This is a genomic window from Methylobacterium sp. B1, from assembly GCF_000333255.1.
Lineage (GTDB): Bacteria > Pseudomonadota > Alphaproteobacteria > Rhizobiales > Beijerinckiaceae > Methylobacterium > Methylobacterium fujisawaense.
Map to the genome: position 1 here is coordinate 1 of NZ_BACT01000308.1, position 1,707 is coordinate 1,707.

The window sequence follows — 1,707 nt, forward strand, 5'->3', positions numbered from 1 at the left end:
CCTTCCGCACCTGCCTCGAAGGGGCTTGAGCGGAATCAGGCCGGCGCCCGCGACCCGCGTTTTCGCGCCGAGCATCCGGGCGAGGAGGACGACGTCGGCGGCATTTTCCGAGAGCAGGTCGGTGACGTCGCCGACTTCCAGCGCCTTCACGTGGCGGCAGCGCATGCCGTAGCGGCCGGCGGTGCAGGTGCAGCGCAGCTCCGGGCCGCCCGGCCGCTCCTCCAGGCTGACGTGGTAGCGGTTGCCGGTCGAGCCCCGCATGGCGAATCGCAAAGCCGCAGGCTCGTCGGGGAAGGCCGCCAGGGCCCGGCCGCTGATCGTCCCCGGGCTGCGACGCGGCCCTGCCGGGCCGCCGACCGCCCGCGTGACCGGCAGGCCGAGCGCGGCCGCGAGGGCATGCACGTCCGCGACCGCCCGCTCGCGCATCGCGGCCAGGGCGATCTCCGCGCAGGCATAGGCGTCCTCGCCGGCATCGTGATGCTCGAAGCGGATGCCGAGGCGCCGCGCCACCTTGCCGAGCCCGCATCCCTCCGGCGCCGGGAAGACCCGGCGCGCCACCTGGACCGTGCAGAGATACGCGAGATCGGGAACCGCCAGGCCCGCCCGCGTCAGGCCGGCCCGCAGGACGCCGATATCGAAGCTCGCATTGTGCGCCAGGATCAGCCCGCGCCCGAGATCGCCGAGATAGGGCGCCATCACGGTGGCGAAATCCGGCTTGTCCGCGACGTCGGCCGGCAGGATCCCGTGAACCCGGATGTTGCCCGGCGCGAAGCGCATCTCGGGGGGCCGGATCAGATGGCTCTCCCGGCGGACGACCCGACCCTGCGCGATCCAGGCGAGGCCCACCGCGCAGGCGCTGTCACGCCGCTCGTTGGCCGTCTCGAAGTCGAGGGCCAGGACCGTCATCCAGGGTCAACCATGCCGGGTGGGAGTTCTCGGGGTGTTCCGCGCGAGGTCTAGGCCGCCCGGATCCGGGCTTCAACCCTGCGCCACCATCGCCAGCCAATCGTCCTCCGACACGACCTGGACGCCGTGCTTCTGGGCGTCCTTCAGCTTCGAGCCGGCTCCCGGGCCGGCCACGACGAGGTCGGTCTTGGCCGAGACCGAGCCGGACACCTTGGCGCCGAGGCGCTCGGCCACCGCCTTGGCCTCGTTGCGGGTCATCTTCTCCAGGCTGCCGGTGAAGACCACGGTCTTCCCCGCGAAGGCGGAGGCCGAGGCGGGCCGCTCCATCGGCTCGACCGCGACCGCGTCGAGCAGAGCCGCGACGGCATCGGCGTTGTGCGGCTCGGAGAAGAACAGGAGCAGGGCATCGGTCGCTACCGGGCCGATCTCCCCGTCATCGGCGAAGACCCGGTAGGCATCCCCGGGACGCTGCGCCGCCGCGCGCGCGATCGCCGCACACCAACCCCGTGAACATCGCTTACGTCCTGTTGCGCTCGTAGGTCACGGCCTCGTCGGGTCCGAACGTGAGCCGCTCGGCCTCGCGGAACCGGTCGCCCGCCAGGGCCTCCGCCAGGGCGGGCCCCAGCGCCGGAAGACCGCCCGCCGGTCCCAGTTCCACCGGACCGGTGACCAGCGTGCAGGTATCGATCAGATCGGCCCGTGCGAGCGCCTCTGCAAGGCGGGGGCCGCCCTCGCTGCACAGGCGGGTCAGGCCGCGCCTCGCCAGCTGCGCCAGGGCCGCCGGGAGATCGATCCCGCCCG

2 protein-coding genes and 1 pseudogene are annotated in these 1,707 nt (G+C 73.1%); all 3 read right to left on the bottom strand.

The annotated features are described in order from the left end of the window. Positions 1–906, bottom strand: a 906-nt coding sequence (locus I53_RS09035; RefSeq protein WP_106428177.1) for a 3'-5' exonuclease, incomplete at its 3' end; no start/stop codon positions are given. Between the two features lie 72 nt (positions 907–978). Then, positions 979–1,401: pseudogene (locus I53_RS31110) on the bottom strand (BRCT domain-containing protein); the annotation flags it as partial. A gap of 22 nt (positions 1,402–1,423) precedes the next feature. Then, on the bottom strand, positions 1,424–1,707 hold a 284-nt coding region (locus I53_RS09045), incomplete at its 5' end, for a dihydrofolate reductase family protein (RefSeq protein WP_043349431.1).